The following is a 14,128-nucleotide window of genomic DNA, read 5'->3' on the forward strand; positions in this document are numbered from 1 at the left end:
CCAAGTATAAAAATATTTTTGATATCATTAAAGGTAATTAATACAATTAATAAAAGAAGAATAAAAAATCCAATTGTATGAATCATTGCCTCTTTTTCTCTATTAAATGGTTTACCCATAACAGCTTCGTATAAATAGAATATGAATCTACTTCCATCTAAAGCAGGGAAAGGTATTAAATTCATTACACCAAGGTTTACAGAAATAAGTTGCATAAGCCAAAGTACATTTATGACACCACTTAAAAAGTCTTTTTTAAATCCAGCATTTGCAGCTTGACCCATTGTTTTCACCATTCCTACAGGCCCCATTACCTCTTTGAAAGACACTTTACCACCTAACATTAAACCCAAGCTATAAAGAGTTTCCTTTATTTCAACAAATGTTGAAACAAACCCATAATATAAGCTGCTACTAAAACTCTTTTGTGAAATATAAGGTGCTATACCTACTCTTTTTGATTTAGTAATAGGGTCATATTTAGGGAACATATCAAACGAATAGATCTTATTATTACGTTCTACATCAATTGTTAGCTTAGAATCCTTTTTTATTAAATTATGAATTGCCAATTCAAAGCTTACTTGATCCCATATATATATTGGTGAATTATCAATTTTTACAATTTTATCACCAGGTCTTATTCCTGCTTGGTAAGCTGGCATATTTTTCTCTACGTTTTTTATTACATTAGTTCCAAATCCAAAGGCATAGCCAAAATAAAGCATTATTCCTATTGCTAATACAAAATTCATTATTGGACCCATCAATACCATTAAAATTCTTTTATATACTGAACTATTGTTTAAGGCTCTTGGATGGTCAACATCTTTATCTTCACCTAAAGGCTTTACATAGCCACCTATCCAAAATAATCTGACAGAATATTCTGTTTCCTTTCCTTTTATGCTAAAGAGCTTTGGACCAAATCCTATTGCAAACTCTTCAACATAAATGCCTGAAAGTTTGCACACTATGAAGTGTCCAAATTCATGAATCAAAATAACAACAGAAATTGCAATAATGGATATTATTAAAGTCAATTCTAAAACCACCTTTCTAATTTCTCAATAACATACCTTCTTGCCCAGTTATCAACAATTAAAATATCTTCTATATTTTCAATTTTATTTCCTTGGTAATCATTTAATGCTGATTCAATTACGTCCGCAATCATACCAAATTTAATTTTACCTTCTAAAAATTGCTGAACTGCAACCTCGTTTGCACCATTCAAAACTATTGGATATCCTTCCCCTTTTTCTGCACATTGATAGGACAGTTTTAACAATTTAAATGTTTCAATATCAGGTCTTTCAAATGTTAAAGATGAAACTTTTGCAAAATCTAACTGTTCAATTACGCTTTTTTGCCTTTCTGGATAAGTTAATGCATATTCAATCGGAAGTCTCATATCAGGGTTTGATAATTGTGCTTTAATTGAATTATCATTAAACTCAACCATTGAATGAATTATACTCTGTGGGTGAACTATAACATCAATCTTATTTATATTCATTTCAAAAAGCCACATAGCTTCAATTACTTCAAATCCTTTATTAATTAGCGTTGCTGAATCAACAGTAATCTTTTTCCCCATAGACCATGTCGGATGTTTTAGAACCTCATCAACTGTTGAATTATATATTTCATTATTTTTCTTCCCTCTAAATGGACCACCAGAAGCAGTCAAAATTAATCTTTTTACATTATTAATATCTTCTCCAACAAGGCATTGAAATAAAGCACTATGTTCTGAATCAACTGGAATAATATTTGTTAAAAAATCTTTTATTAATTTATTTATTATTTTCCCTCCAGTAACCAATGCTTCTTTATTAGCCAAAGCAATTGTTTTTTTATTTTTAATTGCCTCAATAGTTGGAACAAGTCCTATAATACCTACAACAGAATTTAAAACAATATCTGCAGCTTCAATTGTCGCAACTTCTATTAGCCCTTCAATACCAGTTACTATTTTTGTTTTTTTGCTATAATCCTTCAATAAATTATATTTTTCTTTATCCATAATACACGCAATCTGTGGATTAATCTCATCTATTTGCTTTTTTAGTAATTCAGCATTGCTATAAGCCGCAATTCCAATAATTTCTATATCAAGTTTTTTTGCAACATCAATAGTTTGTAATCCAATCGAACCTGTTGATCCAAGTATACTTACTCTTTTTTTCATAGGTAATTCTCCTTGCTGCAACTTATATAATATTGATAATTCTTAATAAATAAACCAAAGGTGTTACAAGTAATAAGCTGTCAAATCTATCTAATACTCCTCCGTGACCGGGTAGAATCCAACCAAAATCCTTTTTGTTATTTTCACGTTTTATCATAGAAGCAAATAAATCTCCAATTTGTGCTGTAATAGAAACAACAATAGAAATAAACAATATTTTAAAAATATATATTGTATTTAATTCAAATCTATTGTAAATAAATTCAAATAAAACAACTGCAATTAAACCACCTAATAGCCCTCCAAAAAAACCTTCTACACTCTTTTTAGGACTAATATTTGAACATAGCTTATTCTTTCCAAAATTAATACCAATAAAAAAAGCAAATGTATCAACACCCCAGCAAATCATATATGGAAGCCATATAAGTAAATCACCTTTCTCAAGACCTCTCAAGTAATACAAAAGGCCAAGAGTAATAGGTATATAAGCAAAAGAAAATACAACATATACAATCTTTTTTGCAGAAATATTATTCTTTACAACATAATAAGAAGTTACAATTAAAAATGATAAAAATACTATAAGATAATCGTAAATAATAATATTATTAATAATTATTATTGAGCTTGTAATAATAGATAAGGCAATTATTTCATTTTCAATATTAAGGGTTTTTAACAATTCAGATATTGCAATTACTGACACAGCTAAAAGAAATACCTTTAAATATATGCCTCCAAAGAAATTAACCAAAAATATTAATAGTATTCCAAAAATAGCTGTCAAAACTCTATTTCTCATGAAAAAACCTCCGAATCTATATTCAGTCAGACACCACCAAACCTTCTGTTACGTAAATTATAGTCATCAATTGCTTTTAATAGATCTTCTTTTTTAAAATCTGGCCAAAGAACATTCGAAAACCAAAATTCTGAATATGAAATCTGCCATAATAAAAAATTTGATATTCTCATTTCACCACTTGGCCTAATTAATAAGTCAGGATCTGGGATATCCTTCGTCCATAAATAATTTGAAAATAATTCTTCATTAATATCATTTAAATCAATTTTATCATTTTTTATGTCCATTGCCAAACGTTTTACAGCATCAATAATTTCTGTTCTTCCACCATAGTTAAGTGCGATAACAGTACATAGCCCTGTTCTATTTTTGGTTTTTTCTTGAGCATTTAAAATTCTTCTTTGAATATCATAATCTAATTTTGTAATATCACCTATTACTCTAATACTTATTTGAGTTTTTTGAATTAAATTTTCTATCTCTTTATCAAAAAATTCTCTTAATAAATTCATAAGGTTATTAACTTCCTCTTTGGGTCTTTTCCAATTTTCTGTTGAAAATGCATATACTGTCAAGTACTTTATTCCTATCTCATCAGCAAATAAAACAATTTCTTTAAGTTTTTGAGCACCAAATCTATGGCCTGCCATTCTTGGAAGTCCTCTCTTTTGAGCCCATCTTCCGTTACCATCCATAATGATTGCTATATGTTTAGGTAAATTTGTATCTTTTAATTTATCTATTTTTTTTCTTTTTAAAAACTCAAACATACAAAACCCTCCATATAAAAAATAACGCGGGAATTTTAAACCCCGCATTATATATTCTAAACTTCCATAATTTCCTTCTCTTTTGATTGAAGTAGCTTATCTATTTGGTCTATGTATTTATCGTGTAGTTTTTGCACGTCATTTTCTGTATCTTTAAGATCATCCTCTGTGATTTCATTATTTTTTTTCATTTTCTTGTATTCTTCCATCGTATCTCTTCTAATTGTTCTTATTGCTACTTTTGCTTCTTCTGCTAATTTCTTTACTTGTTTCACCAATTCTTTTCTTCTTTCTTCTGTTAACTCAGGAAATACTAATCTTATAACCTTTCCATCATTTATTGGATTAATTCCTATATCAGCCTTCTGAATGGCTTTTTCAATTTCTTTTAGCATTTTTACATCCCATGGTTGAATTACAATTACTCTTGCTTCAGGAACTGTAATAGATGCAGTCTGTGGAATTGGAGTCATTGCACCATAATAATCAACTGTAATCCTATCTAATATATGAGGATTTGCTCGACCTGCTCTGACATTTGTAAATTCACTTTTTAATGTTTCAATTGTCTTTTTCATTTTCTCTTCAGCTAATTGAATAGGTTCAGCCATTTATAACTCCTCCTTAACATCAACTTTAGTTCCAATATTTTCACCTTGAACAACCTTTAATATATTTCCTTTGGAAAGTTCAAAAACAATTATTGGTATTTCATTGTCCATGCACATAGATGTTGCAGTAGAATCCATAACTTGGAGCCTTTGATTTAATACGTCCAAATATGTTATAAAATCGTATTTTTTAGCATTTGGATTTATTTTAGGATCACTGTCATAAACCCCGTCAACCTTCTTGGCAAGTAAAATAGCTTCTGCTTCTATTTCTGCTGCTCTTAGTGCTGCAGCTGTATCTGTTGAAAAGAAAGGATTACCTGTGCCACAAGCAAAAATTACTACACGTCCTTTTTCTAAGTGTCTTATTGCTCTTCTACGAATATAAGGCTCTGCAATTTGTCTCATTTCTATAGCACTTTGAACCCTTGTCGGTATACCTTTTTTTTCGAGTGCATCTTGTAATGCTAATGAATTTATTACTGTTGCTAACATACCCATATAATCTGCAGTTGCTCTGTCAATACTTTCGGCACTTCTTCCTCTAAAAAAATTACCACCTCCCACAACTACAGCAACCTCTACACCAGCATCCTTTAATAAAACTATTTCATCTGCTATTGAGTTAATAACTGATTGGTCAATTCCAAAACCTTTTTCTCCACCTAAAGCTTCACCGCTTAATTTTAATATTACCCTTTTGTATTTTAGTTCAACCATAATTATTCCCTCTCTTATCTATTTTACATATTTATCAAAGTTTTTTAAAGTGTTTACTCAAAAAAAAGGAACACTACAAAAAAGTGTTCCTTTTTTTATTTTAGCAAGATTCTACTTTTTCAATACCTTCTCCTCTTTCAAAACGAGCAAAACGTCTAATGACAATGTTTTCACCAATCTTTGCTATCTTTTCAGTAATTAAATCTTTAATTTTTATATCTGGATTTTTTATCCATGCTTGTTCAAGAAGGCATACCTCTTCGTAGAATTTTTCGATTCTGCCTTCAACAATTCTATCAACAACCTGTGCTGGTTTCCCTTCATTTAATGCTTGTTGTCTTAATATAGCTTTTTCCTTCTCAATAACTTCTTGTGAAATCTCTTCACGTGAAACATATTTTGGGTTTGCAGCAGCAATTTGCATAGCAATGTCTTTTGCTAATGCCTTGAATTCTTCATTTCTTGCAACAAAGTCAGTTTCACAGTTAATTTCAACTAAAACACCAATTCTCCCATTTCCATGAATGTAGCTTTCAACTACACCTTCAGCAGCAACTCTTGATGATTTCTTTGCAGCCTTTGCAAGTCCTCTTTCTCTTAAAAGCTCAATAGCTTTTTCCATATCGCCGTTTGAGTCAGTAAGAGCCTTTTTGCAGTCCATCATACCTGCACCAGTTTTTTCTCTAAGTTCTCTTACCATTTCTGCACTAATCATATCAAAAACCTCCTAAAGTTTCTCTTCTTTTGAGTGGGTTTTTATATTTATTATTCTTCAACTGAATCGTCAAATTCAACGTCAATTTCAGTAGTATCTTCAACTTCTGAAGTTTCTACCGCAGGAGTATTCTGTTCACCTTCATTAGCTTCAATAACAGCATCAGCAATCTTAGCAGTAATTAATTTAACAGCTCTAATTGCGTCATCGTTTCCTGGAATAACATAATCAACTTCATCAGGATCACAGTTGGTATCAACTATCGCAACTATTGGAATACCAATCTTTTTTGCTTCTAATACAGCATTTCTTTCTTTCTTAGGGTCTACTATATAGATTAAATCAGGAATTTTTTCCATATCTTTTATTCCGCCAAGGTATTTAAGAAGTCTATCTTTTTCTTTCCTAAGAAGGTTAACTTCTTTCTTTGGAAGCAATTCAAATGTGCCGTCTTCTTCCATTTTTTGAAATTCTTTTAGTCTTGCAATTCTTGTCTTTATAGTTCTAAAGTTTGTAAGCAGACCACCAAGCCATCTTTGGTTGATGTAATACATACCACATCTTTCGGCTTCTTCTTTCACTGTATCCTGAGCTTGCTTTTTTGTACCAACAAAAAGAATTTTTTTACCTTCTTGAATTTGTGATTTTACAAATTCATAAGCTTCGTCCATCTTCTTTACAGTCTTTTGTAAATCAATAATATAAATACCATTTCTTTCTGTGAAGATGTACTCAGCCATTTTAGGATTCCATCTTCTTGTTTGATGTCCAAAGTGAACTCCTGCTTCAAGTAATTGTTTCATTGATAATACTGGCATTTTTTTACCTCCCATTCGGTTTTTTTGAGTATTGGATGTAAGGCTTTTTGCCCACCGAAGATTTCCAATCTCTTTTATTATTAATTAAACCTATGATATTATAGCACATCGTTTATTTTTATACAATAACCTTTTAAATTAATCACATATACCTGCACAGTGAATGCTTCTTCCCAACATCTTTCATGCCAATAGGAACCGTTCCCGGTGGCTCATTTTGGGGCAGAAAGAACCATCCCCGGTGGCTTATTGTCATAAATGTTCACATAGAATAACAAATCTGATATAATAGTTTTGCAAAACCCTAATTTTTTATTTATAGGTTTTAAAACCCCAAAAAAAGGAGAAGAAATTTCTTCTCCTCCTTTTTTTATATAGCTTTTATGCCTTTTTCTTTTGTGCTTATCCTTACTACTTCTTCTATTGTTGAAATAAATATTTTGCCATCACCAGCAGTGCCACTTGAACAACACTCAATAATTAAATCAATGACTTTATCAACATCTTGGTCGTTCACAACAAGCATCACCATTATCTTTGGAAGTAAATCAACTCTATATGAACCTGCTCTCCATTCAAGATTTATGCCTTTTTGTATCCCTCTACCTTTTACCTTATATACTGTCATCCCAAAAAAACCATTCTTCTCAAGACAATCTTTAAGCTCATTTAAGCTTTCTTCTCTAATTATTGCCTCAATCTTTTTCATTATTTACACCCCCAAATTTATATTCCACCATAAGCTTCTTCACCATGTTGTGATATATCAAGTCCAACAACTTCTTCTTCTCTTTTTACAGCAAGTCCAATTGTCTTATCAATAACTTTAGCTAATATAAATGTAACAATAAATGAAAATGCCCAAGAAATAATAACTGATAATATTTGAACAAAGAACAATTTATAATTTCCATATATTAATCCATCAGCACCTGCAGGATTTACAGCTTTTGAGGCAAAGATTCCAGTTGCAATAGCTCCCCATGTACCACCCATACCATGGCATGCCCAAACATCAAGTGATTCATCAAGTTCAAGCTTTTCACGCAATAATATAAAATAATATGAAATAATTGAAGCAATAGCACCAATAACAATTGCCCACTTTACATCAACATAACCAGCTGCTGGAGTTATTGCAACCAAACCGACCACAGCACCTGTGGCAATTCCAATTGCACTTGGTCTTCTTCTAATCCATGATATTACCATCCAGCTCAAGGCTGCTGAAGCTGCTGCAACATTTGTTGTTAAAAATGCGTTTACACCTATTCCATTTGCTGCTAAACTGCTTCCTCCATTAAATCCAAACCAACCAAACCATAACAAAACCGCTCCTATTATTGTAAATGGTATATTATTAGGTTCAATAGTAATTTTGCCAAACCCTATTCTTTTTCTAATCACTAAAGACATAGCTAATGCTGAAACACCGGCTGTAATATGAACAACTGTTCCACCTGCAAAATCAAGTGATCCAAGTTTTCGAAGAAACCCGTCTGTTGACCAAACCCAATGAGCAACTGGATTATACACAATTGTAGACCAAAGCAATGTAAATATAACAAAACTTGAAAACTTAATTCTTTCTACAAATGCTCCAACAATTAATGAAGGTGTAATAATTGCAAACATCATCTGAAATATTGCAAATAAAAGATGTGGTATGTTAGATGCATAATGGCTATTTGCATTTAATCCTACATTATTAAACAAAACCCATTTAAAGCCACCAATAAAACCATTACCTTTTCCAAATGAAAGACTATATCCATACAAAACCCATTCAATACTTATTAATGCAACTGTTACAAAGCACATTGTAAATGTTGAAAGTAAATTCTTTCTTCTCACCATACCACCATAGAAAAGACCAACTGCTGGAGTCATTAGCATAACTAATGCAGATGAAATCAAAACCCATACAATATCAGCACTATTCATAATACAAACACCCCCAATTTTTTATTTATAGATTTTAAAACCCCTAAATGCAAAATGGGGACATACCTAAATTGGTATGCCCCCATTGGCTTAATTTGATTTTATCAAAATCAAATTCAATTGTCAATATTTTTAAGATACCATTATCTCTTTGAAAATTGTGGTGCTCTTCTTGCTTTCTTAAGACCATATTTCTTTCTTTCAACCATTCTTGGATCTCTTGTAAGATATCCAGCTTTTTTAAGAACTGGTCTTAGTGTTGGATCAGCAATAACAAGTGCTCTTGCTATACCATGTCTTACAGCACCTGCTTGACCTGTAAATCCGCCACCTTTAACTTTCGCAATTACATCAAATTTGCCTAAAGTATTTGTTAATGTTAATGGTTGTTTTACTATTATTTTTAGTGTTTCTAATGGGAAGTATGCTTCCATTTCTTTATCATTAACAGTTATCTTACCTTTTCCTGGTGTAATCCATACCTTTGCAACAGATGTCTTTCTTTTTCCTGTTGCATAATATTTAACCTGTGCCACTTTAATATCCTCCCCTTAACTTATATTTCAAGAACTTCAGGTTTTTGTGCAGCATGAGGATGATTTGGTCCTTTGTAAACCTTAAGCTTCCTCATGAATCTATCTCTTAATCTATTCTTTGGAAGCATTCCTCTAACAGCAATCTCAATAGCTTTTTCTGGATGCTTTTCTAATAGCCTACGGTAAGTTACAAATTTATAACCACCAACATATCTTGTATGGTATCTGTAACCATCATTATCAAGTTTTTTACCTGTAAGTAATACCTTTTCTGCATTTATAATTATTACATAGTCACCTGTATCAACATTGGGTGTAAAATATGGCTTATTTTTACCTCTTAATATTACAGCTACTTTTGCTGCTATTCTTCCAAGTGGTTTACCTGCAGCATCGATAACGTACCACTTTTTTTCTATCTCATTTGGTTTTGCAAGGAAGGTTTTCATCTTGCTCAGTTACACTCCTTTTAAAAATTTTTCATTTATACAATTAACTTTCTAAACTCGGGGCCTATTTCAAAACATTATTATTCTAATATATAATAATACCAGTGTCAATTAGTTGGGCAAATATTTTTATTCTCTGACTAAGGATCTACTCAACAAAAATGCAATCCATTCACGTGTAGCTGAATTTGTAAACTTCAAACTCTTTATTTCCGATTGCTTTAGAATTTTATTATCAATTGCTGCATTAATAAACTTATACGAAAAATAACTTGCACCTTCTATTTTTTTACTGCTACCTTCCTTTAGTTTTAGTGCCTTTACAACCATAACAATTGCTTGTTCAAAAGTAACATTTCCTTTTGGATTAAATATTAGATTACCCTTCTTATCTTTGAAACCTGTTATAATATTACTTTTGTAAAGTGTTTCAATCTCATCCTTTGCCCAAGAGTTTTTAATATCATTAAAAGAATATTTAGAGAATTTTTCTTTTTGTATATCCAATACCGACATCAACATTGCAGAAAATTCTTCTCGTGTTATGAAGCTTTTTGGTTTAAATGTACCATCCTTATACCCATTAATTTTTCCAATATCATAAAGATGTCTTATATACCTTTCATATTGTGATGTTGAAATATCGCTAAAAGGTTTTTCTTTTCCACTTACATCCTCTAATATCACTCTTACTGGTATAATAAACATTGATTGTGGTATTAAAATATAGTCTTTTTCATCGTTTGAAATTTTTTTATCGCTATAAAAAACCTTTAGTGAATTGTCACTTTCTCTAATAAATCCTTTTATGAAATAGTTCTTATTACTCTCATATTTTAGCTTTATAAAAATATTTTGAGAGCCTTTATAGTTGTATTCAATAGTGCATCTTGGAGATGCAAATATATATGAAAACGTTAATAATGAAATAAATATTACAATAAAAGAAATAAATTTCTTCAATTAGTCCACCTCTTTTAATATACGATTTAATAAACCTAGTATATATTCACGGGTAGCTATTTCATTTGCCGGAAACACTGACTTCTCAAAAAGCCAGCCTTTTGATGATGCTTTTTTTATTGATTCTTGGTAATTTTCTTCCACATTATTTAAATTAATACCTATATTATCTTTTACTGTTATAATATTTGATGTATAAATTTCGTAAAATCTTACCAAGATATCAACAGCTTCTTGTTTAGTTAACATATTATCTGAAGAAGAATCAATTATCCCTGCTTTTATTGCTTTTGAGACTAACATATTGTCTTTGGTAAAGCTACCTAATCGCTTATACGTGGCAAAATATACTAAATAAGTGGCCAATTCATTTCTTGTCACACCTTTTGTTGGTTGAAGTGATGCATTTGTATCATCATTATTATATCTATCTAAAAGTTCATATATGTTCATAGCATATTTACTTGTAATAATATCATTATAATAATCAGATTTCTCAAGAACAAACGCTTGTGGATTTGAAAGTTTAAAATTATAGCTACTATCTTTTTGAATATAATTTAGTAATCTATCCCATTTTGCTAAAGTCTTATTAAATAGGTTGGGATATGTTTTTTTACTTTTGATTAAACTATTTAATGTTACATCAATAGCCTTATTAAAATAATCTACATTTATTTTTTTAATATTATCATTTACAGAAAAATCTACGTCATATATGTTTGAAGCTTTATTTGGAAATATTAAATAATCTGGGTTTTTGATAAATGATAACTGCACGTAAACCTTGCTTAAATTGCTCTGTGAAGATAGCTTCTTTAAAACATCTACATCAATAGCTTGCGGTGAAAAACTTATTGTAGAATCATCTAATTTTATAAGTACTGTCTTATTTAAAGAAATTACTGATTTTAATACATCCAATCTAACCTTAAATGTAAATCTTCTTATTGATGAGTCATTCCTCTTTGTAAAATCAATAATTAAATCATCAAAATCAGTTGCAGTGTTAGTATATTTATAACTTACTTCTATAATCATCTGTTTTAAAGTAGCATCTTCATTTGTAATAATTGGCAAAGTGTAGTCAACTGTTGAATTATCACCAAAATAATCATACTCAGATAAATCTTTTTTAGTTGTAAAAGAAATTACATATGAAGCCTGAGACCTCTGATTATCTTCAGAAACCGAATAAATTTTTGCATAATATCTTGTGTTAGGCTTTAAGTTAGATACCTTTAAGCTTGTAGCATTAACTTCTGATTGATATTCTTTATAACTTTGGAAAGTAGGATTATTATCAATTTGAATTATATATGTTCTCCCATCTTCTGATGTTTCCCAAACGAATAGGCAATAATCAATACCAATTTCTTTTATTCCAAAAGCTAAAGGTTCTTTAGGTGGCGGAACATTTGTTGTTCTTGCATATACAGGGTTTGAATACTCTGAATAAATCTTTTGATTATCTTTGATTATATAGCTCCTGATTCTAATACCATATAATGTCGCAGGCTTTAAATCTTTTACAACATAATAGCAAGTATTATTATAGAGATTAATATCCTTGGCTGCAGGAACAAAAGAAGCATCAATTGTTTTCCATGAATTAACATTCTGGGTGTTATCATTTATTTGTATTTCATAATAAACATTATCATAGTATTTCCATTGCACCGAAATATAATTGTAACTAACAGCCAAAACAGTTAAATCATCTACAGTAGGTGGCTTTGATGGAACAACAATTCCCTGTGAAGGTAATGTTGTTGCAAAAGCAACATTAGACGGTTCTGAATAAACCGATTGGTTGTTCACAATTCTATAAGTTCTTAAATAAAATACATATCTTGTATTAGGATTTAAATCAATAAATGTATATTTAATTTTGCCATCAAAATCTATTTGTGGATTTCTTATTGTTTGGCTTTGTTCAGGTAATATTGAAGAAGGATTTGTAATATCCATTCCATAGGTATACTTAGCAACACTAATATTATAAAAAACACTATTGTCAATAATATTTGTTCCAGGTATAAAAATTGGGTCCCATTTTAGTGATACTGTTGTATCTGTATAAGAAGATATATATATTGATTCTGGCACTGTTGGAGGTCCAATTTCACCTGATAATGTATATGATATAGCTATAGATGGAGCAGATTCGGTATAGATATCAGTATTTTTATCATAATCAAAGAATTTTTTCTTTGCAATTACCTTAAAAACATAGACTGTGTTTAATTCAAGGTTAGTAATATCAATTTGGTAATAATTTGTGTCTTTACCATAAACATCTTTTAGAATATCAGAGTCTTTCATTTGATAGTTATTTAAAATTAATTGATAGCTTGAATCAGGTTCAGACAATTTTTTTAAGTAGAAATCATAATAAACATCTGTATCAGTTGGCTTTTTGAAAGTTAATTTTATTTTTGTAGTATCAATAGGAAAGGCATTAAATTCCTCAACCGAAGGAGGATTATACGGCAATACATAAGGATGTACATATAAATCCCTTGACCTTACTGTAATGTTGTTGCCCAAACTATCTAATACATCAACTTGAACTCTAAAGAAAACCTCATCATTTATTCCCACAGACACAAAAAATTCATTTATGTTTCCCGAAACAATCCCTATAAGTTGTGGTATTTGGTTTTGGCTTCCTTTGTATATCTCATATTTGCTATTTGAAGCATTGCTAACGCCAAGCCATTTAAGCCTAACAATTTCGTTATTAAGTCTTACTGCATCAGCTTGTATATATGTAGTAGTCTCAGCAATGTCAAGGTTATCAGGATATCTATATATTATTTCAGAAGGTAAATTTCTTGGCTGGACTTTTACATAATATACACTACTCGGAATTAGATTTACTGCAGTATACTTTAATTTTTTATTTGGTAATATTTCAACTCTACCACCAAGAGGCTGGCTTTGGAGTTGGGTTATTTTGCTTCCATCAATTTGAAACCTTGTTGGTGTAGTAAAACTTATATCTTTTGAAACATATATATCATAGTCGAGTCTAAGATTATTATAGTAAACATCATCCCATACAATATCTATTGAAGATTCTGAGTTTGTAGTAGCTTCAACAAAAATTGGTGTTAAGAATGTTATTGTATTAGAAAAGGCAGAAAAATTAATAACAGTTCCTTGATTATTTGGCAGCTCAGTTATCTTGGCAGATCTAACTCTAGCATAATATACAGTACCACTTTTAAACTTTTGATTATTTGGAGGTAAAGTAATCATTTTATAGGTAATTGTTTTTGAACTTTGATTATAAGTTAAATATGGGTCATTTGGATAAACAATCTGTCTCTGATTTAATGCCGAAATACTATCACCAGCATAGAGTTCAAAATAATTAATATCTGTTAAAGCCCCATCAAATTTCCATGAAATATTAACAGCAATAGTTCCATCAGTTGATCTTTCAATATATGGCTTATTGTTTAGCTTTGCTATATCAAGCTGATAGGGTGGGTATACAAATACCTCATCAGCAAATACAAAGTCTATATAGTTAAAATTTATAGATAAAAAAGCAGCAAGTAATAATATTGAAATAAGTCTTTTCATTTTCTA

Annotated in this window: 14 protein-coding genes; all 14 read right to left on the reverse strand. The window is 30.3% G+C overall.

The window, feature by feature from the left end; all coding sequences use genetic code 11:
* Positions 1 to 1,043, reverse strand: a 1,043-nt coding sequence (gene rseP, locus ACAG39_12025; protein MEZ0537954.1) for an RIP metalloprotease RseP, incomplete at its 3' end; no start/stop codon positions are given.
* Positions 1,044 to 1,045: 2 nt separating this feature from the next.
* Positions 1,046 to 2,194, reverse strand: a complete 1,149-nt coding sequence (locus tag ACAG39_12030) for a 1-deoxy-D-xylulose-5-phosphate reductoisomerase (protein MEZ0537955.1) — start codon at positions 2,192 to 2,194, stop codon at positions 1,046 to 1,048.
* Between the two features lie 22 nt (positions 2,195 to 2,216).
* Entirely contained in the window at positions 2,217 to 2,999 is a 783-nt protein-coding gene (locus tag ACAG39_12035; protein MEZ0537956.1) for a phosphatidate cytidylyltransferase, read from the reverse strand.
* Positions 3,000 to 3,025: 26 nt separating this feature from the next.
* Positions 3,026 to 3,772, reverse strand: coding sequence for an isoprenyl transferase (locus ACAG39_12040; GenBank protein ID MEZ0537957.1), 747 nt, complete (start codon positions 3,770 to 3,772; stop codon positions 3,026 to 3,028).
* A 56-nt stretch (positions 3,773 to 3,828) separates the two neighbouring features.
* Positions 3,829 to 4,383: a ribosome recycling factor gene (gene frr / locus ACAG39_12045; protein MEZ0537958.1), complete on the reverse strand. Its 555-nt coding sequence runs from the start codon at positions 4,381 to 4,383 to the stop codon at positions 3,829 to 3,831.
* Positions 4,384 to 5,103, reverse strand: a complete 720-nt coding sequence (gene pyrH / locus ACAG39_12050; GenBank protein MEZ0537959.1) for a UMP kinase — start codon at positions 5,101 to 5,103, stop codon at positions 4,384 to 4,386.
* 100 nt (positions 5,104 to 5,203) lie between these two features.
* A complete protein-coding gene (gene tsf, locus ACAG39_12055; protein MEZ0537960.1) occupies positions 5,204 to 5,818 on the reverse strand; it encodes a translation elongation factor Ts in 615 nt (204 codons plus the stop codon).
* 50 nt (positions 5,819 to 5,868) lie between these two features.
* Positions 5,869 to 6,636, reverse strand: coding sequence for a 30S ribosomal protein S2 (gene rpsB / locus ACAG39_12060; GenBank protein ID MEZ0537961.1), 768 nt, complete (start codon positions 6,634 to 6,636; stop codon positions 5,869 to 5,871).
* A gap of 370 nt (positions 6,637 to 7,006) precedes the next feature.
* Positions 7,007 to 7,345, reverse strand: a complete 339-nt coding sequence (locus ACAG39_12065) for a P-II family nitrogen regulator (GenBank protein MEZ0537962.1) — start codon at positions 7,343 to 7,345, stop codon at positions 7,007 to 7,009.
* A gap of 17 nt (positions 7,346 to 7,362) precedes the next feature.
* The gene (locus ACAG39_12070) at positions 7,363 to 8,580 is read right to left on the reverse strand and encodes an ammonium transporter (protein MEZ0537963.1); all 1,218 of its coding nucleotides are present in this window, start codon (positions 8,578 to 8,580) and stop codon (positions 7,363 to 7,365) included.
* Between the two features lie 143 nt (positions 8,581 to 8,723).
* The gene (gene rpsI / locus ACAG39_12075) at positions 8,724 to 9,116 is read right to left on the reverse strand and encodes a 30S ribosomal protein S9 (protein MEZ0537964.1); all 393 of its coding nucleotides are present in this window, start codon (positions 9,114 to 9,116) and stop codon (positions 8,724 to 8,726) included.
* Positions 9,117 to 9,136: 20 nt separating this feature from the next.
* A complete protein-coding gene (gene rplM / locus ACAG39_12080; GenBank protein MEZ0537965.1) occupies positions 9,137 to 9,565 on the reverse strand; it encodes a 50S ribosomal protein L13 in 429 nt (142 codons plus the stop codon).
* A 129-nt stretch (positions 9,566 to 9,694) separates the two neighbouring features.
* Positions 9,695 to 10,528 (reverse strand): S-layer homology domain-containing protein, encoded by an 834-nt coding sequence (locus ACAG39_12085; GenBank protein ID MEZ0537966.1) that lies wholly within the window; start codon positions 10,526 to 10,528, stop codon positions 9,695 to 9,697.
* Entirely contained in the window at positions 10,529 to 14,122 is a 3,594-nt protein-coding gene (locus tag ACAG39_12090) for a fibronectin type III domain-containing protein (protein MEZ0537967.1), read from the reverse strand.
* Positions 14,123 to 14,128 lie beyond the last annotated feature (6 nt).

Source organism: Caldicellulosiruptoraceae bacterium PP1 (genome assembly GCA_041320695.1).
In the GTDB taxonomy this organism is placed as follows: Bacteria; Bacillota; Thermoanaerobacteria; order Caldicellulosiruptorales; family Caldicellulosiruptoraceae; genus JBGGOQ01.

What these genes read in the sequence shown, in the direction of transcription:
- ACAG39_12030 (MEZ0537955.1), bottom strand. Translation starts at nt 2,194, where the DNA reads ATGAAAAAAAGAGTAAGTATACTTGGATCAACAGGTTCGATTGGATTA.
- ACAG39_12035 (MEZ0537956.1), bottom strand. Translation starts at nt 2,999, where the DNA reads ATGAGAAATAGAGTTTTGACAGCTATTTTTGGAATACTATTAATATTT.
- ACAG39_12040 (MEZ0537957.1), bottom strand. Translation starts at nt 3,772, where the DNA reads ATGTTTGAGTTTTTAAAAAGAAAAAAAATAGATAAATTAAAAGATACA.
- frr (MEZ0537958.1), bottom strand. Translation starts at nt 4,383, where the DNA reads ATGGCTGAACCTATTCAATTAGCTGAAGAGAAAATGAAAAAGACAATT.
- pyrH (MEZ0537959.1), bottom strand. Translation starts at nt 5,103, where the DNA reads ATGGTTGAACTAAAATACAAAAGGGTAATATTAAAATTAAGCGGTGAA.
- tsf (MEZ0537960.1), bottom strand. Translation starts at nt 5,818, where the DNA reads ATGATTAGTGCAGAAATGGTAAGAGAACTTAGAGAAAAAACTGGTGCA.
- rpsB (MEZ0537961.1), bottom strand. Translation starts at nt 6,636, where the DNA reads ATGCCAGTATTATCAATGAAACAATTACTTGAAGCAGGAGTTCACTTT.
- ACAG39_12065 (MEZ0537962.1), bottom strand. Translation starts at nt 7,345, where the DNA reads ATGAAAAAGATTGAGGCAATAATTAGAGAAGAAAGCTTAAATGAGCTT.
- ACAG39_12070 (MEZ0537963.1), bottom strand. Translation starts at nt 8,580, where the DNA reads ATGAATAGTGCTGATATTGTATGGGTTTTGATTTCATCTGCATTAGTT.
- rplM (MEZ0537965.1), bottom strand. Translation starts at nt 9,565, where the DNA reads ATGAAAACCTTCCTTGCAAAACCAAATGAGATAGAAAAAAAGTGGTAC.
- ACAG39_12090 (MEZ0537967.1), bottom strand. Translation starts at nt 14,122, where the DNA reads ATGAAAAGACTTATTTCAATATTATTACTTGCTGCTTTTTTATCTATA.